Genomic DNA, 20,227 nt, shown 5'->3' with positions numbered 1-20,227 from the left:
CTGATTCTACTGCCTGAATTTTCTGAAAAAATAGCGGACCTCGCGAAGGCACTGCCTCGCGGGGTTTTCCGCCGCTGTGCTATCGTTGCGGCATCACCCCACGAAAACACCTGAGAGAATCGCAGCATGAACGTGGCTGTCTCGCCCACAGAGTGCCGTTGGAGCTGGAGACGCCTGCTGCTGATGGCGCTGCTGTGTGCGCTGGCGCCATACGGGTTTGCGGACGTCCCGGCCACCGAGGGTATGGCCGCGCAGCGTGCCCAGGCGGTCACTCAGGTGGTACTCGGTATTCTCAGTTACGCGCGGTGGCCGGTGGAGCCAGCGCAATTGCGCCTGTGTATCGTCGGGCCCACCCAATACACCGATGACCTGATCAAAGGCACCACCCAGGCGACCGGCCGTCCGGTGGTGGTGCAGCGCCTGTTGGTCAACCATCCCGATATCGTCAACGCCTGCGACGCGGTGTACATCGGCAAGCTTACCGCCGATGAGCGCAGCCAATTGTTTGCCTCGTTGATCGGCCACCCGGTGCTCAGCATCAGCGAAGGCGGCGACCAGTGCACCGTCGGCAGCTTGTTTTGCCTGCGCGTAAGCGATGAACAAGTGTCATTCGAGGTCAATCTCGACTCGGTGGCACGCAGCGGCGTGCGCATTCACCCCAGCGTGCTGCAACTGTCCCGCCGTCGGGCGCCTGCTCCATGACCCATGTGAAAGTGCGACCTAGCCTGCGCTCGGTTATCGGCCGTGGTCATTTGATCCTGGCTCTGGTGGCGGTGACCCTGGCCAGTGTGTCCCTGACCCTGCTCGGCGTGCTGGCGCTGCGCGTCTATGCCGAACACAACTTGCACCTGATCGCACGCTCCATCACTTACACCGTGGAAGCGGCGGTGGTGTTCAACGACCGCGCCGCAGCCACCGAGGCACTGAGCCTGATTGCGTCCACCGAAGAGGTGGCCGATGCCGACGTTTTCGACGCCAACGGCAAGTTACTGGCCCACTGGGCACGCCCCGAAACCGGCATGCTCTCGCGGGTGGAACTGGCACTGGCGCATGCCCTGCTTGAACAGCCGATCAACCAACCGATCCTGCACCAGGGCCGCACCGTCGGCAGTATCCACCTGACCGGCCACGGCGGCAGCCTGCTGCGCTTCCTGCTCAGTGGTCTGGCCGGGATTCTGATCTGCACCGCCCTCAGCGCCTGGGTCGCATTACACTTGGCCCGGCGACTGCTGCGCGGGATCACCGTGCCGTTGCAAAGCCTGGCCGCCGTGGCTCACGCCGCTCGTAGCGAGCGGGATTTTGATCGACGTGTACCGCCCGCGCGCATCGCCGAACTCGACAGCCTGGGCAGTGACTTCAATGCCTTGCTCGGCGAAATGGAAGCCTGGCAAAGCCACCTGCAAAGCGAAAACGAAACCCTGGCCCACAAGGCCAACCACGACAGCCTGACCGGCCTGCCCAACCGCGCGTTCTTCGAAGGTCGGCTGATTCGAGCCCTGCGCGGCGCGGCCAAGCTCGACGAGCGGGTCGCGGTATTGTTCCTCGACAGCGATCGCTTCAAAGACATCAACGACAACTTCGGCCACGCCGCCGGCGACGCGGTGCTGGTGGCTGTCGCTGCCCGTGTGCGCGCGCAACTGCGTGACGGTGACCTGGTGGCGCGCCTGGGCGGTGACGAGTTCGCCATCCTGCTTGCGCCGTTGCACAAGGCCGAGGACGCGCAACGCATCGCTGACAAGATCATCGCCAGCATGGACATGCCGATTGAGGTGCCGGGTGGCACCCAAGTGCTGACGTCGCTCAGCATCGGCATTGCTATTTACCCCGAGCATGGCGCCACACCCGGCACCTTGCTCAATGCCGCCGACGCGGCGATGTACCAGGCCAAACGCCTGACCCAGGGCGGCCAGCACACGGCGGAGTCGGAGCACTCTGCTGTTAACGTTCAACACAGGAGTTGATCCCTTGTTCTCGACTGCACGCGTTCTGTTTCTTACTATGCTGGTGGTCTTGATGGCCCTCGGCGGCTGTCAGACACAACCCCCTAAAGGCCTGACCCCGGCGCAAGTCGCGGTACTCAAACAACAGGGCTTTGAACTCACGGATGACGGCTGGGCATTCGGCCTGTCGGGCAAAGTGCTGTTTGGCAGCGACATCGAAACCCTCAACCCGCCGAGCACCGTGATCGTCCAACGCATCGGCAAAGCCCTGCTCGGCGTGGGCATAGAGCGCGTACGCGTGGACGGCCACACTGACGTCTCCGGCAAAGAAGCCTACAACGAGCAACTCTCCCTGCGCCGCGCCAAAAGCGTGGCCACGGTGCTGACGGGCGTGGGTATGAAAGAAGAAAACATCCAACTGCGCGGCTTGGGCAGCAGCCAGCCCGTGGCGTCGAACGATACAGCCGCAGGGCGCACCGAGAATCGACGGGTGGCGATTGTGGTGATTGCCGACTGAGCGGTTTCACGCGCTTCAACCTGAATGCCGATCAAGTATGAGCTCACCCCCCGATAGCGGTGGGTCTGCAACACAGGTATCGACTGAGCAGGCCCCATCGGGGGCAAGCCCCCTCCCACCTCGAATGCATTGCAGGTTGAATACCTGGCTGACGAAACCAGATCAAATGTGGGAGGGGGCTTGCCCCCGATGACGGCGTGGCTGAACCACGGCGAGTCCCTGCCTACCGGTTGGTCTGGCTTCGGCCGATTAATTTGCAAACCGCATCTCCCGCGTTTCCCCCATCAACAACCTCCCGGTTTTGCTAGGTTAGCTATGACTTGCGTAGGGCTGGTAGTGCCTTAATGGGCGGCGAGCAGGTGGCTGAGGCGCTGACAAAGGTGCTCTGAACCGTGGCGTTCAAATCGTGGCTCAGTTGGAGAGCCTGCCAGGTGTTGGTATCTGCATCATTTTCGCGCTGAGCATTTTCTCAACTCATAGCCCGCGTTAAGCAGTCAGGAAGCAGAGGGGTGTCGGTTGTCGGATTGTTGATGAATAAAGGCCATTAAGCGATTTCACATTGACATCATCAGCAGGGATCACCGACACTGAAGCGAATAACCATCGCATCTATAGGGATATCTGCAATGAAAAAGCGTTCCTTTCTGGTTCCCCTGGCCACTCTGGCTGCAGCCGTTGCTACCGAACAGGCCTCCGCTCTAACTACTTATGAAGTTATCGAGCCCAGCCCGGAAGCCAAGAACGCATTTCAAGCTGAAGCCCAAAGCGAGAACCTTTCGGTTCGTGGTGGCAACGATCTGTTCGCCTTTGTTCTCAAACGCGGGGACCAGGGGCAGATGATGGCTTATCACAGCTCCCATAGCTCCCACTCTTCGCACAGTTCCCACAGCTCCCACTATTCGGGACGATAATGGATTTCTCTCATAAGCTCCTTTTTGATGAGCGGCTTTATGACGCGCAGGTTTTGCAGAAAGCTGCATATCGATCGATCAATGTCCTGACCGTTGATATCACATCCGATGGGAAGCAGTTTGTCTGCGCTTTGTCATCGAATATCGGCATGGACGAGCAGTCCTTTCTGTCTGCGGTCCAAGAGTTCAAGAAGGATGCGCTCGATTATCAGCTTCGTCACCGACTGGCAGTTGAGACGCAACCGATCAAGAACCTGATACTCGGACTGGCCTTTTCAAAAACCGGACTGATTAGTGAGTAAATTCCAAAAGCTGGAGTTCTACGCGCAGCAACGTCCCTACGAGTTGCTGCCCTTTAAGTTCGACCGTCTGAATGACAACGAGTACGTCATTACCAACATGGCAGGCGAATTTCATGTCATACCGGTGCCGATGCTTGAATCGATCATTAGCAAGACGCTTCCGCTCACATCAGAGCTGATCCCTACGCTTAGATCCAAGCAGTTCATTCGCTTCACCAATGAGCAAGCGCCACTTCAGCTTCTGGCTCTCAAAATTCGTACGCGATTGTCCAGGCTGGCCGAGTTCACCAATCTGCATATCTTTGTAGTGACTCTTCGGTGTGACCATAGCTGCCCGTATTGCCAGGTTTCAAGGCAGTCGGAGAGCAAAGGCGAATTCGATATGACCACGGAGATGGCAGACAAGTCGTTGGATTTCGTATTTATGTCTCCCAATCCCGCCATCAAAATTGAATTTCAGGGTGGAGAGCCGCTGCTGAACTTCGAGATGGTGAGGTACGTTGTTCTTAAAGCCAAAAAACGTAACGTCAAGGAAGGACGTGACCTACAGTTCGTCATTGCGACCACGCTCTCGCTACTGAACGATGATGTGCTCGACTTCTGTAAGCAGCACAACATCGTTCTTTCATCTTCGCTTGACGGGCCAATGGATCTGCATAACGCAAATCGCCCACGCCCCGGCAGAGATAGTCATCAGCGTTTCGAGGAAGGCTTGAAGAAAGCACGTGCAGCCCTCGGCTATGACCAAGTGTCAGCCCTGATGACAACCACAGATAAGAGCCTGCCACGAGCACGCGACATCATTGATGAATACTTGCGCCTGGGCTTTGATGGCATCTTCCTCCGCACGCTCTCCCCTTACGGCTTTGCGATCAAGACCAAAAAATTCATGTCGTATGACACGGAGCGCTGGCTGGAATTTTACAAGGAGGGCCTTGAGTACATCATTGATCTAAACAAGTCCGGCATACGATTTGTAGAGCAATATTCTTCGCTCGTGCTGACAAAAATGCTGACATCAGAAGACCCTGGGTTCGTTGATTTGATGAACCCTGCCGGTGCTGGTATCGCAGCCATCGTGTTCAACTACGACGGATCGGTCTACGCCTCAGATGAAAGCCGTATGCTTGCCGAAATGGGAGATCAAACGTTCCGTCTGGGCAACATTCTTGAACACTCATATGAGGAGATCATCCTCTCTGATCAGCTTCTGGATGCACTGGAAAACTCTTTCACCTTAAGCGCTCCTATGTGCTCTGACTGTGCATTTGAACCTTACTGTGGAGCGGAGCCTGTCTACCATCACGCCATTTACAAAGACGTTGTAGCAAGAAAACCTGAGTCCTCTTTCTGCAAGCGAAATATGGCGATTTTCAAGCATCTCATTGAGCTGATGGAAAGCGATGAGCAAATAAAACGGATTTTTATGGGTTGGGCCAACCGATGCTGAAACTCGGCGGAAAGATTATCCGCATCCATGCGGTTGATGTTCATAGGGACCTTACTCTGCTCAAGGTGTCGACCAGCCGGAATTTGCCAGAAGTCTTGCGACGGGAAATAGCCTACTTGGTTTCCGATCAGGAGATCCCCCGAGGATTCGCGCACTACCTTCTGCTTGAGAAACATAAACACTTGGTTGAGGTACTGCTTTCCGACTCTGATTACTCGCTCCTACCGGATGACTACAGCTACATCGATGATGGTGACATTATTCGGCTTTCAGCTGATCGTCAGAGCATTAGCGTACTGTTCCGAGCATCGTCGCCGCACAACAGCATCCTGGTCACCGAGCAATGCAATCATTACTGTCTTATGTGTTCACAACCGCCTAAGGCAGCTGATGACTCGTGGATACTTGACGAAATCGAGAGTCTGATTCCGCTTATTCCAAAAGATACCCGCGAGCTGGGGTTTACTGGGGGCGAGCCGACGACCAATCGAGAGCGCTTCCTTAAGATCATTAGCCTGACAAAAAGTTATCTGCCGAGAACCGCAATCCATATTCTCTCGAACGGGCGCAGCTTCAAAGACCCAGCGTTCGCTGAAAAGTATGCGCGGATTGAATTGCACGACGCGATGATAGGAATCCCTGTCTATTCAGACGATCCGACGCTGCACGACTACATCGTCCAAGCCCAAGGCGCGTTCGATGAAACCATTCAGGGCATCCTCAATCTGAAGCGCTTGGGTCAGAAGGTTGAGATCCGAGTTGTCATTCACAAACTTTCGGTGCAGCGCCTGCCTGAACTGTGTGAGTTCATCGCTCGCAATCTGCTGTTTGTTGACCATGTGGCGCTAATGGGCCTTGAGATGATGGGCTTCACCAGAGCCAATCTTGATGAGCTGTGGATCGACCCGGTCGAGTACAAAGACACGCTCAGCAAATCGGTTAGTATCCTGGCCAGATACGGTATGAACATCTCTGTCTATAACCATCAGCTGTGCTTGGTGAATCGGGACATCCAGCCCTACTACCGTAAGTCAATCAGCGACTGGAAGAATGAGTACGCGCCTGAGTGCCTGAGCTGCACAAAACAGAGTGAGTGCGGAGGGTTTTTCGCATCAGGTGTTAAATTCGGCTACAGCAAGCACCTAACCCCATTCTGAATTTGGCTTCAAAATCTATAAGCCGCATAACGTCCTTGATGCAAGCAACTGGCTTATTCTAGGTACTTGCACTGGCAATTTTTGGGCATGCTTTACCATTGAGAGGATCACTAAAGCGTTTCCTAATGCCATGCGCTGACTGCCAGAAAATTGATCTAGGATAACGCTCACCACGCGACAGATCTGGACTGCCCCCGGCACAGTAACAAGTGTTGTTGTCACAATCGCTGTTGCAGTAGCCAGTAGTCTCTTGAAATCGTTGGGATGAGTCTTCCTTTGGTCTTGCAGATTCTCAATCCGCAAACCGCATCTCCCGCGTTTCCCCCATTAACAACCCCCGGTTTTGCTCGGTCACTTCCCTGATGTAATCCCACAACAACGTAATCCGCTTCAGCTTCCTTAAGTCCTCCCGGCAATACATCCAAAACTGGCGCGTGATCGTGATTTGCTCCCCCAGCACCGGCAACAAGCGTGGGTCTTGTGCCGCCAGGAAGCACGGCAGTATCGCCATCGAGCGGCCCTGTTGTGCCGCGACGTACTGCGCAATCACGCTGGTGCTGCGCAGGCTGGCGCTGGCGCCGGGGACTACGTTGGCCAGGTAGAGCAGCTCGGAGCTGAAGGCTAGGTCATCGACGTAACTGATAAACGGGTGGGTGGCCAGGTCCGCCGGGCGTTGGATCGGCGGGTGTTGGTCGAGGTAATCCTGGGTGGCGTACAGCTGCAGGGTGTAGTCGCACAGTTTGCAACACACGTACGGCCCGTGTTCCGGGCGTTCCAGGGCGATGACGATGTCGGCTTCGCGCTTGGACAGGCTGATGAAGTGGGGCAGGGGCAGGATGTCGACGGAGATCGCCGGGTAGGTGTCGACAAAGTGGCTCAATTGCGGCGTGACGAAGAAGCTGCCGAAGCCCTCGGTGCAGCCCATGCGCACATGCCCGGACAGTGCGACACCGGAGCCGGACACCTGCTCGCAGGCCATGTGCAGGGTGCTTTCAATGGACTCGGCGTAGCCCAGCAATCGTTGGCCTTCGGGGGTGAGTACAAAGCCGTTGGTGCGGGATTTTTCAAACAGCAGCGTGCCCAATGACACTTCCAGCGAACTGATGCGCCGCGACACCGTGGTGTAGTCCACCGCCAGGCGCTTGGCGGCGACGCTGGCCTTGCGGGTGCGGGCCACTTCGAGGAAAAACTTCAGGTCATCCCAGTTCAGGGAGCCCAGAGACGTGATGTTTTTTTGCATATTGGTCCGGCTTTTATGTGCGTTCTTATTAGAGATTTGCACATCTATACTCCAAAAACAGTCCGAACGCCTCATTCTTCAAGGCGGTTCAACGCCTTGGTTCTCTGCATATAAATAAGAATTGGAGACCACATGAACGCATCTGCCGAAATTTCCGTACAACCGGTCAAGTTGCTGATCAACGGTGAGTGGGTCGAGTCCAAGACCACCCAGTGGCAAGACATCGTCAACCCCGCCACTCAGCAAGTGCTGGCCAAAGTCCCGTTTGCCACTGCTGATGAAGTCAACGCCGCCATCGATGCCGCCCATCGCGCCTTCCAGACCTGGAAGCTGACGCCGATCGGCGCGCGCATGCGCATCATGCTCAAGCTGCAGGCGTTGATTCGCGAACATTCCAAACGCATCGCCGTCGTGCTCAGTGCCGAGCAGGGTAAGACTATTGCCGATGCCGAGGGCGATATTTTCCGTGGCTTGGAAGTGGTGGAGCACGCCTGTTCCATCGGCACCCTGCAAATGGGCGAGTTCGCCGAGAACGTCGCCGGTGGCGTCGATACCTACACCCTGCGCCAGCCCATCGGCGTGTGTGCGGGCATTACCCCGTTCAACTTCCCGGCGATGATTCCGCTGTGGATGTTCCCGATGGCCATCGCCTGCGGTAACACCTTCGTCCTCAAGCCGTCCGAACAGGACCCACTATCGACCATGCTGCTGGTGGAGCTGGCGCTGGAAGCCGGCGTACCGGCCGGTGTGCTCAACGTGGTGCATGGCGGCAAGGACGTGGTAGATGCACTGTGCACTCATAAGGACATCAAGGCGGTGTCCTTCGTCGGCTCCACCGCCGTCGGCACCCACGTGTATGACCTGGCCGGCAAGCACGGCAAGCGCGTGCAATCGATGATGGGCGCCAAGAACCACGCCGTCGTGCTGCCGGATGCCAACCGCGAACACACCCTCAATGCCTTGGTCGGCGCCGGTTTCGGTGCGGCAGGCCAGCGCTGCATGGCCACGTCGGTGGTGGTGCTGGTGGGCGCGTCCAAGCAATGGCTGCCGGACCTGAAGGCGCTGGCACAGAAGCTCAAGGTCAACGCCGGCAGCGAAGCCGGCACCGATGTCGGCCCGGTGATTTCCAAGCGCGCCAAGGCACGCATCCTGGAGCTGATCGAAAGTGGCGTGCAGCAAGGCGCCAAGCTCGAATTGGACGGTCGCGACATCCAGGTGCCGGGTTTCGAGCAGGGCAACTTTGTCGGCCCGACCCTGTTCTCGGGCGTGACCACGGACATGCGCATCTACACCGAAGAAATCTTCGGCCCGGTGCTAGTGGTGATCGAAGTTGACACCCTTGATGAGGCCATCGCCCTGGTCAACGCCAACCCATTCGGCAATGGCACCGGCCTGTTTACCCAGAGTGGGGCGGCGGCGCGTAAATTCCAGAGCGAAATCGACGTGGGCCAGGTGGGTATCAACATCCCGATCCCAGTGCCGGTGCCGTTCTTCAGCTTCACCGGTTCCCGTGGTTCCAAGCTCGGCGACCTCGGCCCCTACGGCAAGCAAGTGGTGCAGTTCTACACCCAGACCAAAACCGTCACGAGCCGCTGGTTCGACGACGACACGGTCAACGATGGCGTCAACACCACCATCAACCTGCGCTGATTCCGGGAGACCCTCATGAAGATTGCATTTATCGGTTTGGGCAACATGGGCGCGCCCATGGCCCGCAACTTGATCAAGGCCGGCCACGCGCTGAACCTGTTTGACCTCAACCAGACTGTGCTCAAGGAACTCGCCGAACTGGGCGGTACTATCAGCGACTCGCCACGCCATGCGGCCCAGGGCGCTGAGCTGGTGATTACCATGCTCCCGGCCGCCGCTCATGTACGCAGCGTTTGGATGAATGACGATGGCGTACTCGCCGGTATCGGTAGCGGCGTGCCGGCGGTGGATTGCAGCACCATCGACCCGCAGACTGCTCGTGACGTGGCCGCAGCGGCAGCCAAACACGGCGTGGCGATGGCCGACGCGCCCGTCTCCGGCGGCACCGGCGGCGCCCAGGCGGGTACGCTGACCTTTATGGTCGGCGCGACCCCTGAACTGTTCGCTACCCTGCAACCGGTACTGGGGCAAATGGGCCGCAACATCGTGCATTGCGGTGAAGTAGGTACTGGCCAGATCGCCAAGATCTGCAATAACCTGCTGCTCGGCATCAGCATGGTGGGCGTCAGCGAAGCTATGGCGCTGGGCGATGCGCTGGGTATCGATACAAAGGTGCTGGCTGGAATCATCAACAGCTCCACCGGGCGCTGCTGGAGCTCGGATACCTACAATCCGTGGCCGGGAGTGATTGAAACTGCACCCTCGTCGCGTGGCTATACCGGTGGTTTTGGTGCCGATCTGATGCTCAAAGACCTGGGCCTGGCAACAGAAGCCGCACGCCAGGCACACCAGCCGGTGATCCTCGGTGCAGTGGCGCAGCAGTTGTACCAGTCTATGAGCCAGCGTGGGGAAGGGGGTAAGGACTTCTCGGCGATCATCAACAGCTACCTTAAAAACAATTAAGGGGGCGGGGGGCAACTTTAGGTTGCCTCCCGGCTTTTACGTCATCGTTTACGTGTTCAACGACGCGACGATTGAAATGCCCGATGGGAAATAGCCAATTATTCTGCCGACAGCTTTTTTAGCTCCCTTGTTTAACTCGGAAAGATTTTTTTGGTTTTCGCCTGTTGCGGGGTCCATATAACTGCCATCCGCCCGGTTCAGCACCCAGTGCAATCCGATGGGTACGCCTACGCATGACACCGCCATGGCTTCCAGTTTTACCTCATTGCTCCTGAGCGCAGGACCAGGCAGGTCAACAGGGCAGCCAATCCCTTTGAGGTTTTTTTCGATCGTTGGGTAAAGCCATTCCAATGCAGTCACGAACAGGCCCGGGCACTTTTCCACTCTCATGTTCAAGCCCAAAAGCCTCCCCGCGATGACGATATTGTCCGGCATCGAGTAACCAGCCTCTAGCAAATTGCTCTGCCCCTGCCTGATGCTTGTGCTGCCGCTGGTGATCCTATACAGGTCGTTTTCACAGCGATTGTCCAGCTCAAGTGTGTCGACACCTAGATGCTCAGACATAGATCCGGCAAGAGCCGGTATTTTATTGACCCCAAGTTCTTTTGCCGCACATAGCAATGCGGCTGCACCGCAGGAGTTGGGGAACACCTGTTTCTTTGCACTTAGGTTGCCTGGCTCTAGGGGCTGGTAGATGGTTAAGGGCGAGGCAACTTGGGACGAGATAGGGATCATTGGCTTCCTCTGAATTGTTCAATTCGTAGATTGAAACCGTTCAGATCTTGCCAATCGCCGACGAAAAAACTGTAGGTCAGGGCTTAATGCGTACCGTGAAAGTGCACTGGGCTGAGTTCGTGCCCAGTGCGTTACACCATCGCCCGTCAAGCAAACACAAAATACTTACGCACCGTCTCGACCACTTCCCACGTCCCCTTCATCCCTGGCTCCACCACAAAGATATCCCCAGCCCGCAAGTGAATTGGCTCCATCCCCTCAGGCGTGATCACGCAGTAGCCTTCTTGGAAGTGGCAGTACTCCCACTTCACGTATTCCACGTACCACTTGCCTGGGGTGCAGATCCAGGTGCCCATGATCTTGCTGCCGTCTTCGCTGGTGTAGGCGTTAAGGTTGACGGTGTGCGGGTCGCCTTCGAGCTTCTCCCATTTGCAGGCATCCAGGACCGGCAAGGGATGGGTGTCGCGCAGTACGGTAATGGGCTTGGACATGATGACTCCGAGGCAAGGAAACGAGAGTCGAACCCTATAGCGTCGCCAGCACCCTCAGTGGTCTGAACTCGACATCGGGATGTCCAGAAGCGCAGATGAATAGGGTGTTATTGGCACGGCGAGGTCAGTGTGGGAGGGGCTTGCCCTTGATGGCGGCGTCACAACGGGCACCTGGATCAACTGGCCCACTTAATCGGGGGCAAGCCCCCCTCCCACATTAGGCGACATATTCGAGCGTGAATAAGCCTGTTTCTCGCAGTAAGTGCGAAAGAACTCACCTCTTACGCCAGAATTTGCAAGAAAATTCACAGCAGGCCCTCGTATCATTCACCCCAGTAACGACCGAGAGCCTTGAGCATGAACCCAATAAAAACGTGGTGGGACATCAGCCCGCCCTTGAGCGCGGCCACGCCCACCTGGCCGGGCGATACGCCGTTTCAGGAAGAACGCGTATGGCAGTTGGGCCCGGAGTGTCCGGTGAATGTCGGGCGCGTGACCTTTTCGCCGCATACCGGCGCCCATGTGGATGCACCGCTGCACTACAGCGCCGACGGCGCGCCGATTGGCGAGGTTTCGCTGGATGTGTACATGGGCCCGTGCCGAGTGCTGCATTGCCTGGACAGTGGCGCGCTAGTGCAGCCCCATCAGCTCGACGGTCGTGTGGATAACTTGCCCGAGCGGGTATTGCTGCGTACTTATCCACAAGCGCCGCTGACCGAGTGGGATGAGAATTTCACCGCCATCGCCGCGCAAACCATCGAGCGGCTTGCCAGCCTGGGGGTGCGGCTGATCGGTATCGACACCCCGTCCCTGGACCCGCAACAGTCCAAGACCATGGACGCTCACAACGCCGTGGCCCGGCATGGCATGGCGATTCTCGAAGGCATCGTGCTCGACGACGTGCCGGAGGGCGACTACGAGCTGATCGCCTTGCCGCTGCGCTTTGCCCACCTCGACGCCAGCCCGGTCCGCGCAATCCTGCGCCCGCTCAAGGAGCCCACGCGATGAGCCAATGTCCCTTTTCTGCCGACTACCAAGCCCCGGAAGAATGGCATAACGCCGAGCTGAATTTTTCCGAGTCCATGAGCTACGGCGACTACTTGGACCTGGGCAAAGTGCTCAGCGCCCAGCACCCTCTGTCGCCGGACCACAACGAAATGCTGTTTATCATCCAGCACCAGACCTCCGAGCTGTGGATGAAGCTGATGCTCCATGAACTCAAGGCCGCCCGCGAACACGTGCGCCTGGGCGAGTTGCCGCCGGCGTTCAAGATGCTGGCGCGGGTGTCGCGAATCTTCGACCAACTGGTGCATGCCTGGGCCGTGCTGGCGACCATGACACCGTCGGAATACAAGGCCATTCGCCCATTCCTGGGGCAGTCGTCGGGGTTCCAGTCGTTTCAGTACCGTGAGATCGAATTTATCCTCGGCAACAAGAGCCCGGCGTTGTTGCGGCCCCATGCCCATCGACCGGAATTGTTGCAGCAACTGCAAGTGGCGATTGCCACGCCGTCGCTGTATGACGAGGCGATCAATTTGATGGTCAAGGCCGGTTTGTCGATTGACCCGCAACGCGCCGAACGCGACCCAACGGCCGCGACCGTACACGATGACTCGGTGGAGGCGGCATGGCGCGAGGTGTATCGCGATCCGAGCCGTTACTGGGACCTGTACCAGTTGGCCGAGAAGTTTATCGACCTGGAGGACTCGTTCCGCCAGTGGCGCTTCCGCCATGTGACCACGGTGGAGCGCATCATCGGCTTCCAACCGGGCACCGGGGGAACCGAAGGTGTGGGTTACCTGCGCAAGATGCTCGACACGGTGTTGTTCCCCGAGCTGTGGCGAGTGCGTTCCACGCTGTAAACAAATATGGGAGGGGGGCAAGCCCTCTCCCATATGGCTATCACTGCGCAGCGGCGACCGCTTTCGCCTTACTCATTCGCAACCGGTAGGCCACATAGATCACCCCCACCCACACCGGCATCGCAAACACCGACTCGCGAATCCCCGGAATGGCCAGCATCACGCTGACGATCATCAACATGAACGCCAGGCACAGGTAGTTGCTGAACGGGAACCAGAAGGTCTTGAACGACGGCTCCACGCCTTGCTGGCCCATGGCCTTGCGGAACTTGATATGGGTGATGCTGATCAGCGCCCAGTTGATCATCAACGAGGCAACCACCAGGGCGAACAGCAACTCCAGCGCGCTCTGCGGCGCGACGTAGTTGACCACCACGCACAGCATCGTCACCAGCGCCGAGATCGCCAGGGCTCGCAGCGGCACGCCTTGCTTGTTGAGCTTCATCAGCGCTTTGGGCGCATCGCCTTGCTCGGCCAGGCCGAACAACATGCGGCTGTTGCAGTACACACCGCTGTTGTACACCGACAGCGCCGCGGTCAGCACCACGAAGTTGAGGATGTGCGCAGCGGTGTCGTTACCGATCAGCGAGAAGATCTGCACGAACGGGCTGCCGCTGTAAGCGTCGCCCGACGCGCCGAGGGTTTGCAGCAATTGGTCCCATGGATACAGCGACAGCAGCACGGTCAGCGCACCCACGTAGAAAATCAGGATGCGGTACACCACCTGATTGATCGCCTTGGGGATCACCTTGCGCGGTTCGCTGGCCTCGGCGGCGGTGATGCCCACCAGCTCCAGGCCACCGAAGGAGAACATGATGAACGCCATGGACATCAACAGCCCCATGCCGCCATTGGGGAAGAACCCGCCGTGGCTCCACAGATTGTCGATGGAGGCCTGGGGGCCGCCGCTGCCGCTGAACAGCAAATAGCAGCCGAGCACGATCATGCCGACAATCGCCACCACCTTGATGATCGCGAACCAGAACTCGGCCTCACCGAAGAACTTCACGTTCAGCGTATTGATCAAGTTCACTGCGACGAAGAACACCAACGCACTGACCCAGGTCGGAATCTCCGGCCACCAGAACTGGATGTATTTGCCCACCGCCGTCAGTTCGGCCATGCCCACCAGCACATACAGCACCCAGTAGTTCCAGCCTGCCAGGAAGCCCGCGTAACCGCCCCAGTATTTGTGCGCGAAGTGGCTGAAAGAACCGGCCACCGGCTCTTCGACGATCATTTCGCCGAGCTGGCGCATGATCAGGAAGGCGATGAAACCGGCGATCGCGTAGCCGAGGATCATCGACGGCCCGGCAGACTTGAGCACCCCGGCCGAGCCGAGGAACAACCCCGTACCGATGGCGCCGCCCAAAGCGATCAGCTGAATATGCCGGTTCTTCAAGCCACGCTTGAGGCCCACCGGGTTAACCATGTCATCCGCCATTAACGTTCCCTTCTACTTGTTTTTCTTAAGGGTGAGTGCAGGCCGCATCAGCCCCTCAGAAGTGCTGGGGTCAGATATTACTCTGCGTGAACTGTTCGTAATACAGCTGAACGCCATCAAGTGCCTGATCCAACAGCCATTGTTGGGCGGATTCCACCATCGTTGAGGTCGCCGTGCTTGCCGGGCTAACGCCCTCTCACATTTGAATGGGGGCGTGGCTGACTATTTGCGCACGACCAGATCCAACACCTCATCCCGATCCTTGATTTTCTGCAGCACGATCTCCGAGCGAATATCCGTCACCCCCGCCGTGCGGTTCAGGTGGTTCACGATAAAGTCCGAAAAATGCTTGAGGTTGCGCGCCTGTACCCGCAGCACATAGTTGCTGGCGCCGGTGATCACATAGGCGCTGGCCACTTCCGGCCAGCCTTGCACTTTCTTGATGAACGTCTCGTGCCAATCCTCCACGTCCTGGCGCAAAGACAGGTGAACGATGGCCTCCAATTCGATCCCCAGTTGCTCGGCATTCAGCACCGCCCGGTAGCCGCTGATCACGCCTTCGCTCTCCAGCAGGCGTAAGCGGCGCAGGCAGGCAGAGGGCGACAGGGCGACTTTTTCCGCCAGTTCCTGGTTGCTGATACGGCCATCCTGTTGCAGGAAATGCAGGAGGCGCAGGTCGGTGGGGTCAAGAATCATGCTTAGAATAATTCCGCGTATTTGGAGGTTTAATTCGAATTTCCTACAGCTTAATTAGCTTGTTGCCCACCACTTTGCACGAAAATTCTCTAAAGCTTCGTTAATAATTTGGCTCATCTTCTCTTATAAAAACCAGGATCGCCCATGCCCCTTCGAAGCCATTGCCAAACCCTTGATGCCCAGGACCCATTGGCGCCTTTGCGTGAGCAGTTCGCTCTGCCCCACGGCATGATCTATCTGGATGGCAACTCCCTGGGCGCCCGCCCCGTGGCATCGCTGGCACGGGCGCAACAGGTGATTGCCCAGGAGTGGGGCGAGGGCTTGATCCGCAGTTGGAACAGCGCGGGCTGGGCGGATCTGGCCCTGCGCCTGGGCGACCGGTTGGCCCCGCTGATCGGCGCACGCGATGGCGAAGTGGCGATCACCGATACCACCTCGATCAACCTGTTCAAAGTGCTCAGTGCCGCGTTGAGTGTGCAGCGCCAGCGGGCGCCGACGCGCAAGGTGATCGTCAGCGAGGCCGGCAACTTTCCCACCGACCTGTACATCGCCGAAGGCCTGGCCGAGTTGCTGCAACAGGGCTATTCGCTGCGCTTGGTGAGCAGCCCCGACGAGCTGACCCAGGCCATCGACGCCGACGTGGCCGTGGTAATGCTCACCCACGTCAACTACAAGACCGGCTACCTGTACGACATGCAGGGCGTGACCACCCTGAGCCACGAGTGCGGTGCGCTGACGATCTGGGACCTGGCGCACTCGGCGGGCGCGGTGCCGGTGGACCTACATCGGGCCGGCGCCGATTACGCAATTGGCTGTACCTACAAATACCTCAACGGCGGCCCCGGTTCCCAGGCGTTCGTGTGGGTCAACCCGGCGCTGGTGGACCTGGTGCGCCAGCCGTTGTCGGGCTGGTTCGGGCATACGCGGCAGTTCGCTATGGAGTCCAGCTATGCGCCGAGCGCCGGCATCGCTCGTTACCTGTGCGGCACCCAGCCGATCACGTCGCTGGCGATGGTGGAATGCGGTCTGGAGATTTTTGAACAGACCGACATGGCCAGCCTGCGCCGCAAATCCCTGGCGTTGACCGATCTGTTTATCGACTTGGTGGAGGCTCGCTGCGCGGCCCATAACCTTGTGCTGATTACCCCGCGTGAACACGCCCGGCGTGGCAGCCATGTGAGCTTCGAGCATCCTGAAGGCTACGCGGTGATCCAGGCCCTGATCGCCCGAGGCGTGATCGGCGATTACCGCGAACCGCGCATCATGCGTTTTGGGTTTACCCCGTTGTACACAAGCTTCACCGAAGTCTTCGACGCCGTGGAAATCCTCGGTGAGATTCTCGATAACCGCACCTGGGACCAGCCGCAATTCAAGGTCCGCCACAGTGTCACCTGAAATGTGTGAGGGCGCTGGTTCCCGATAGGTCGGTTAGCCCACATGTCACTGACGTACCGTTTTCGGGGGCAAGCCCCCTCCCACAGGGGATCTTGCCAGCGCCTCGAACAAGGCCTTGGCGTAACCCGGCAGTTGTTCGAACGAGCGCGCGCATAACAGCAGTCGCCGACAGGCCCAGTCCTCGCGCAGGGGCTGGGCTTTAAAGTGATGCTCCCCCGGCCAACGGTCCAACGCGGCCTGGGGCACGATCCCCAGGCCGGCGCCGCGGGCGACCATGCGCATCACCCCATCAAAGCTCTCGGCGCGGATGCGCGCGTGCAGGCGAAAGCCGGCGTGCAACGCTTGTTCGTCCAGGTACACCGCCAGCGCACTGTGGGCGGCCAGGCCGACGAAATCGTGTTGCAGGCTGTCGACAAAACTGACCGGGCCTGCCGCCAACGTATGCTCTGTCGGCATGATCAGTAGCAGTGGGTCGTCGCGAAAGGGCAGGGTCTGCAAGCCGTGGGTGTCGACGGCGTCGGAGATAATCCCCAAATCGGCCGTGCCCTGGCGTAACGCCTGGGTGATGCGCAGGCTGGGCAGTTCCTGCATGTCGATATCCAGGTTGGGATGTTCGCGCAGTACATCCGCCAGCAGTTCAGGCAAGTATTCACTCAGTGCGGTGGTATTGCAGAGCAAGCGCACCTGGCCTTTGACGCCGTTGGCGTAGGCGGCCAGGTCCTGTCGCAAGTGATCGGCCTGTTGCAATAACAGCCGCGCGTGGCGAGCCAGGGCTTTGCCGGCGGGCGTTGGGCTGACGCCGCGGCGACCGCGTTGCAGCAGCTCGATGCCCAGCGACGCTTCCATGGCCCGGATGCGCGCGCTGGCGGCGGCCAGGGACAAATGGCTGCGGGATGCGCCAGCGGTGATATTGCCGGCGTCCAGGGTGTGCAGGTAGAGACGCAGGTCGATCAGGTCAAAGTGCATGACTGGTTTCTCGGGTGGCTCAGCGGGCCTAATCGGCGGCAAGCCCCCTCCCACATTGGCGTTTCGAGGGGCGCTAAGCCTCAAGCTAAACAAGAGGCTGGCTCAGTATATGGCGAATTTTCGAGCCCATCGGAAAACGTCATTATCGATCAATGACGACTTTCCTTACGTTTTACCAAAATATCGGCCTGGCCTTGTCTTTGCTGGTGATCGGCACCTTTATGCTGGCAGGCACCGTCAAAGGGGTGATCGGCCTGGGCTTGCCCACGGTGGCCATGGGCTTGCTCGGTCTGGCTATGTTACCGGCGCAGGCTGCGGCGTTGCTGATCATTCCTTCGACCGTTACCAACCTCTGGCAATTGGCGTTCGGCGGCCATCTGAGTGCGCTGTTCAAGCGCCTGTGGCCGATGCTGCTGCTGATTTTTCTCGGCACCGGGCTCGGTACGCTGTGGCTGGGCATGGACAGTGGTGACTGGGTGACGCGCGCATTGGGCGCAGCCTTGCTGATGTATGCATTGAGCGGCTTGTTCTTGCCCACGGCCAAGGTCGGCTCGACGACGGAACGCTGGCTGGGCCCGTTATGCGGATTGCTCACCGGCATCGTGACCGCCGCCACCGGAGTGTTTGTGATCCCCGCCGTGCCGTATCTGCAGGCGCTTGGCTTGCAGCGCGATCAACTGGTGCAGGCGTTGGGGTTGTCGTTCAGCGTGTCTACCCTGGCTTTGGCTGCCGGGCTGGCCTGGCGCGGCGGGCTGGGCGGCGCCGAACTGAATGCCTCGCTGCTGGCGCTGGTGCCGGCGTTGTTGGGCATGTGGCTGGGTCAGTGGGTACGCCAGCGCATCAGTGCCGTGGTGTTCAAACGGGTATTTTTTGTTGGTATGGCGCTATTGGGCGGGCATCTGCTGATCAGTGGTTAACAATGGCTGTTTATTCGTGCCTGTAGGTCAAATGTATTTTGCCGGTTCATGGCTTATTCAAAGGGAGCCAGATGGATAGTCTGCGTCCAGACCTTTCAACCTTCTGGAATCTCCCATGAAAAAAGTCCTCTTGCTCAACGGCGGTAAACAATTCGCCCACTCCGATGGCCGCTACAACGCCACCCTGCATGACACGGCGGCGGCGGTGCTGGACCGTGCCGGTATCGACGTCAAGGTCACCCATATCGACGCCGGCTATGACGTGGCCGAAGAGGTCGCCAAGTTCCTGTGGGCCGACGTGATCATCTATCAGATGCCTGGTTGGTGGATGGGCGCGCCGTGGATCGTCAAGAAGTACATCGACGAAGTCTTCACCGAAGGCCACGGCAGCCTGTATGCCAGCGATGGTCGCACCCGTTCCGATGCGTCGCAGAAATACGGCAGCGGCGGCCTGATCCAGGGCAAGCAGTACATGTTGTCGCTGACCTGGAACGCACCGCAGCAAGCGTTCGACGACCCCAGTGACTTCTTTGAAGCCAAGGGTGTGGACGCGGTGTACTTCCCATTCCACAAGGCCAATCAGTTCCTCGGCATGACCGGCCTGCCGACGTTCCTCTGCGTGGACGTGATGAAGCGTCCGGCCATCGAGGCGGATGTGGCGCGCTATGAGCAGCATCTGGCGCAGGTGTTCAACCTCTCGGTGTAAGCTGCCCCTCTAGATGAGAGAGGAGCGCCCGTGAAAGCCCGGTCCGATGAACTACAGATCTTTGTCAGCGTGATCGAGTGCGGTTCGATTTCCGCGGCGGCGGAGCAGGCCGGGCAGACGCCGTCGGCGGTCAGCCGGACCTTGTCGCGCCTGGAAGCCAAGCTCGACACCACGCTGATCAACCGCACCACGCGACGCATGGACCTGACCGAAGAGGGCAAATACTTCTTCGAGCGGGCCAAGGTGATCCTGGCGCAGATGGATGAGCTGGAAGAACGCTTGTCATCGCGCCAGCAAACACCGGCCGGGCGCTTGCGCATCAACGCGGCGGTGCCGTTCATGCTGCACGGGATCATTCCGTACATCGCCGAATTCCGCCGCCTGTACCCGCAGATCCAGCTGGAGCTCAACAGCGATGACCTGATCATCGACCTGCTGGAACAGAGCACCGACATTGCGATTCGCATCGGTGCATTGGCCGATTCGAGCCTGCATGCGCGTTCCTTGGGCTGCACGCCGTTGCATATCCTCGCCAGCCCCGACTATTTGGAACGCCACGGCACCCCGCGCACGGTCGCTGAACTGGCGAGCCACACCTTGCTGGGCTTCACCCAGACCGAAACCCTCAACCACTGGCCGTTGCGCCACGCGGCAGGCGACCGCTGGTTGATTCAGCCGAGCATCGCCGCCTCCAGTGGCGAGACCTTGCGTCATCTGGCATTGGAGGGGCAAGGCATAGCGTGCCTGTCGAACTTCATGACCTTCGACGATATCGACGCCGGGCGCCTTGTGCCGCTGCTGGAAACGTTCTACAGCGGCTACCGCCAACCGATCCACGCGGTGTTTTATCGCAACTCCCAGTTGGCGCTGCGCATCCAGTGCTTCCTGGACTTTATCCAGGCCAAGCTGGCGCGGTATGCCTGCTGATTCGACTCCCACAGTCAT

At 58.8% G+C, this 20,227-nt stretch carries 21 protein-coding genes; 15 read left to right on the top strand and 6 right to left on the bottom strand.

Going from position 1 to position 20,227, the window contains the following annotated elements; genetic code table 11:
* Window positions 1-126 precede the first annotated feature (126 nt).
* From yfiR to hxsC, 7 genes are all read left to right on the top strand, one after another.
* Entirely contained in the window at window positions 127-702 is a 576-nt protein-coding gene (gene yfiR, locus FIV35_RS10855) for a regulatory sequestration protein YfiR (RefSeq protein WP_034115083.1), read from the top strand.
* A complete protein-coding gene (gene dgcN, locus FIV35_RS10850) occupies window positions 699-1,961 on the top strand; it encodes a diguanylate cyclase DgcN/YfiN (RefSeq protein ID WP_034139289.1) in 1,263 nt (420 codons plus the stop codon). The genes yfiR and dgcN overlap by 4 nt, the downstream gene beginning before the upstream one ends.
* Before the next feature lie 4 nt (window positions 1,962-1,965).
* Window positions 1,966-2,457 carry an outer membrane lipoprotein YfiB gene (gene yfiB / locus FIV35_RS10845; protein ID WP_034139288.1) on the top strand — a complete coding sequence of 164 codons (492 nt, stop codon included), beginning with the start codon at window positions 1,966-1,968 and terminating at the stop codon, window positions 2,455-2,457.
* A gap of 626 nt (window positions 2,458-3,083) precedes the next feature.
* On the top strand, window positions 3,084-3,368 hold the full coding sequence (gene hxsA2 / locus FIV35_RS10840; RefSeq protein ID WP_034139287.1) for a His-Xaa-Ser repeat protein HxsA2: 285 nt from the start codon (window positions 3,084-3,086) through the stop codon (window positions 3,366-3,368).
* On the top strand, window positions 3,368-3,670 hold the full coding sequence (gene hxsD, locus FIV35_RS10835) for a His-Xaa-Ser system protein HxsD (protein WP_034139286.1): 303 nt from the start codon (window positions 3,368-3,370) through the stop codon (window positions 3,668-3,670). Before hxsA2 ends, hxsD begins: the two co-directional genes overlap by 1 nt.
* A complete protein-coding gene (hxsB, locus tag FIV35_RS10830; protein WP_034139285.1) occupies window positions 3,663-5,120 on the top strand; it encodes a His-Xaa-Ser system radical SAM maturase HxsB in 1,458 nt (485 codons plus the stop codon). The genes hxsD and hxsB overlap by 8 nt, the downstream gene beginning before the upstream one ends.
* Window positions 5,114-6,277, top strand: coding sequence for a His-Xaa-Ser system radical SAM maturase HxsC (hxsC, locus tag FIV35_RS10825; protein ID WP_034139284.1), 1,164 nt, complete (start codon window positions 5,114-5,116; stop codon window positions 6,275-6,277). Before hxsB ends, hxsC begins: the two co-directional genes overlap by 7 nt.
* 292 nt (window positions 6,278-6,569) lie before the next feature.
* Here hxsC and FIV35_RS10820 read toward each other — a convergent pair whose 3' ends face one another.
* Window positions 6,570-7,517 carry a LysR family transcriptional regulator gene (locus FIV35_RS10820; protein WP_034115080.1) on the bottom strand — a complete coding sequence of 316 codons (948 nt, stop codon included), beginning with the start codon at window positions 7,515-7,517 and terminating at the stop codon, window positions 6,570-6,572.
* 132 nt (window positions 7,518-7,649) lie between these two features.
* Between FIV35_RS10820 and FIV35_RS10815 the strand changes: the two genes are divergently transcribed.
* On the top strand, window positions 7,650-9,167 hold the full coding sequence (locus tag FIV35_RS10815) for a CoA-acylating methylmalonate-semialdehyde dehydrogenase (protein ID WP_034100588.1): 1,518 nt from the start codon (window positions 7,650-7,652) through the stop codon (window positions 9,165-9,167).
* 15 nt (window positions 9,168-9,182) lie between these two features.
* Entirely contained in the window at window positions 9,183-10,070 is an 888-nt protein-coding gene (gene mmsB / locus FIV35_RS10810) for a 3-hydroxyisobutyrate dehydrogenase (protein ID WP_034139283.1), read from the top strand.
* 48 nt (window positions 10,071-10,118) lie between these two features.
* Here the strand turns inward: mmsB and FIV35_RS10805 are convergent, their stop codons facing one another.
* Both FIV35_RS10805 and FIV35_RS10800 read right to left on the bottom strand, forming a co-directional pair.
* Window positions 10,119-10,805 (bottom strand): T3SS effector IpaJ family cysteine protease, encoded by a 687-nt coding sequence (locus tag FIV35_RS10805; protein ID WP_052199001.1) that lies wholly within the window; start codon window positions 10,803-10,805, stop codon window positions 10,119-10,121.
* 146 nt (window positions 10,806-10,951) lie between these two features.
* Window positions 10,952-11,296 carry a cupin domain-containing protein gene (locus FIV35_RS10800; protein WP_003230905.1) on the bottom strand — a complete coding sequence of 115 codons (345 nt, stop codon included), beginning with the start codon at window positions 11,294-11,296 and terminating at the stop codon, window positions 10,952-10,954.
* Between the two features lie 357 nt (window positions 11,297-11,653).
* On the opposite strand from FIV35_RS10800, the gene kynB reads away from it, so the two are divergent.
* Both kynB and kynA read left to right on the top strand, forming a co-directional pair.
* Window positions 11,654-12,304 carry an arylformamidase gene (kynB, locus tag FIV35_RS10795; protein ID WP_034139282.1) on the top strand — a complete coding sequence of 217 codons (651 nt, stop codon included), beginning with the start codon at window positions 11,654-11,656 and terminating at the stop codon, window positions 12,302-12,304.
* A complete protein-coding gene (kynA, locus tag FIV35_RS10790) occupies window positions 12,301-13,158 on the top strand; it encodes a tryptophan 2,3-dioxygenase (protein WP_034139281.1) in 858 nt (285 codons plus the stop codon). The genes kynB and kynA overlap by 4 nt, the downstream gene beginning before the upstream one ends.
* 40 nt (window positions 13,159-13,198) lie before the next feature.
* Here kynA and FIV35_RS10785 read toward each other — a convergent pair whose 3' ends face one another.
* A complete protein-coding gene (locus FIV35_RS10785) occupies window positions 13,199-14,602 on the bottom strand; it encodes an amino acid permease (protein ID WP_034100579.1) in 1,404 nt (467 codons plus the stop codon).
* Window positions 14,603-14,824: 222 nt separating this feature from the next.
* The gene (locus FIV35_RS10780) at window positions 14,825-15,298 is read right to left on the bottom strand and encodes an Lrp/AsnC family transcriptional regulator (RefSeq protein ID WP_034100577.1); all 474 of its coding nucleotides are present in this window, start codon (window positions 15,296-15,298) and stop codon (window positions 14,825-14,827) included.
* Between the two features lie 144 nt (window positions 15,299-15,442).
* On the opposite strand from FIV35_RS10780, the gene kynU reads away from it, so the two are divergent.
* Window positions 15,443-16,693: a kynureninase gene (gene kynU / locus FIV35_RS10775; RefSeq protein ID WP_034139280.1), complete on the top strand. Its 1,251-nt coding sequence runs from the start codon at window positions 15,443-15,445 to the stop codon at window positions 16,691-16,693.
* A 45-nt stretch (window positions 16,694-16,738) separates the two neighbouring features.
* Here the strand turns inward: kynU and FIV35_RS10770 are convergent, their stop codons facing one another.
* Entirely contained in the window at window positions 16,739-17,659 is a 921-nt protein-coding gene (locus FIV35_RS10770; RefSeq protein ID WP_052199000.1) for a LysR family transcriptional regulator, read from the bottom strand.
* Between the two features lie 152 nt (window positions 17,660-17,811).
* Between FIV35_RS10770 and FIV35_RS10765 the strand changes: the two genes are divergently transcribed.
* The 3 genes from FIV35_RS10765 (at window position 17,812) to FIV35_RS10755 (ending at window position 20,209) form a co-directional block, all read left to right on the top strand.
* Window positions 17,812-18,576, top strand: a complete 765-nt coding sequence (locus FIV35_RS10765; protein ID WP_034139279.1) for a sulfite exporter TauE/SafE family protein — start codon at window positions 17,812-17,814, stop codon at window positions 18,574-18,576.
* 115 nt (window positions 18,577-18,691) lie between these two features.
* Complete coding sequence (gene mdaB / locus FIV35_RS10760; protein WP_034100571.1) at window positions 18,692-19,282, top strand: NADPH:quinone oxidoreductase MdaB; 591 nt, start codon at window positions 18,692-18,694, stop codon at window positions 19,280-19,282.
* Between the two features lie 30 nt (window positions 19,283-19,312).
* A complete protein-coding gene (locus tag FIV35_RS10755) occupies window positions 19,313-20,209 on the top strand; it encodes a LysR family transcriptional regulator (protein ID WP_034139278.1) in 897 nt (298 codons plus the stop codon).
* Window positions 20,210-20,227 lie beyond the last annotated feature (18 nt).

The sequence above is a fragment of the Pseudomonas rhodesiae genome, from assembly GCF_007858255.1.
Taxonomy (GTDB): Bacteria; Pseudomonadota; Gammaproteobacteria; order Pseudomonadales; family Pseudomonadaceae; genus Aquipseudomonas; species Aquipseudomonas rhodesiae.
The sequence above is the reverse complement of the archived record's forward strand: the minus strand, read 5'-3'. Positions and strand labels throughout refer to the sequence as shown.

What these genes read in the sequence shown, in the direction of transcription:
- yfiR (WP_034115083.1), top strand. Translation starts at nt 127, where the DNA reads ATGAACGTGGCTGTCTCGCCCACAGAGTGCCGTTGGAGCTGGAGACGC.
- dgcN (WP_034139289.1), top strand. Translation starts at nt 699, where the DNA reads ATGACCCATGTGAAAGTGCGACCTAGCCTGCGCTCGGTTATCGGCCGT.
- hxsA2 (WP_034139287.1), top strand. Translation starts at nt 3,084, where the DNA reads ATGAAAAAGCGTTCCTTTCTGGTTCCCCTGGCCACTCTGGCTGCAGCC.
- hxsD (WP_034139286.1), top strand. Translation starts at nt 3,368, where the DNA reads ATGGATTTCTCTCATAAGCTCCTTTTTGATGAGCGGCTTTATGACGCG.
- hxsC (WP_034139284.1), top strand. Translation starts at nt 5,114, where the DNA reads ATGCTGAAACTCGGCGGAAAGATTATCCGCATCCATGCGGTTGATGTT.
- FIV35_RS10820 (WP_034115080.1), bottom strand. Translation starts at nt 7,517, where the DNA reads ATGCAAAAAAACATCACGTCTCTGGGCTCCCTGAACTGGGATGACCTG.
- FIV35_RS10815 (WP_034100588.1), top strand. Translation starts at nt 7,650, where the DNA reads ATGAACGCATCTGCCGAAATTTCCGTACAACCGGTCAAGTTGCTGATC.
- mmsB (WP_034139283.1), top strand. Translation starts at nt 9,183, where the DNA reads ATGAAGATTGCATTTATCGGTTTGGGCAACATGGGCGCGCCCATGGCC.
- FIV35_RS10805 (WP_052199001.1), bottom strand. Translation starts at nt 10,805, where the DNA reads ATGATCCCTATCTCGTCCCAAGTTGCCTCGCCCTTAACCATCTACCAG.
- FIV35_RS10800 (WP_003230905.1), bottom strand. Translation starts at nt 11,296, where the DNA reads ATGTCCAAGCCCATTACCGTACTGCGCGACACCCATCCCTTGCCGGTC.
- kynB (WP_034139282.1), top strand. Translation starts at nt 11,654, where the DNA reads ATGAACCCAATAAAAACGTGGTGGGACATCAGCCCGCCCTTGAGCGCG.
- kynA (WP_034139281.1), top strand. Translation starts at nt 12,301, where the DNA reads ATGAGCCAATGTCCCTTTTCTGCCGACTACCAAGCCCCGGAAGAATGG.
- FIV35_RS10785 (WP_034100579.1), bottom strand. Translation starts at nt 14,602, where the DNA reads ATGGCGGATGACATGGTTAACCCGGTGGGCCTCAAGCGTGGCTTGAAG.
- FIV35_RS10780 (WP_034100577.1), bottom strand. Translation starts at nt 15,298, where the DNA reads ATGATTCTTGACCCCACCGACCTGCGCCTCCTGCATTTCCTGCAACAG.
- kynU (WP_034139280.1), top strand. Translation starts at nt 15,443, where the DNA reads ATGCCCCTTCGAAGCCATTGCCAAACCCTTGATGCCCAGGACCCATTG.
- FIV35_RS10770 (WP_052199000.1), bottom strand. Translation starts at nt 17,659, where the DNA reads ATGCACTTTGACCTGATCGACCTGCGTCTCTACCTGCACACCCTGGAC.
- FIV35_RS10765 (WP_034139279.1), top strand. Translation starts at nt 17,812, where the DNA reads ATGACGACTTTCCTTACGTTTTACCAAAATATCGGCCTGGCCTTGTCT.
- mdaB (WP_034100571.1), top strand. Translation starts at nt 18,692, where the DNA reads ATGAAAAAAGTCCTCTTGCTCAACGGCGGTAAACAATTCGCCCACTCC.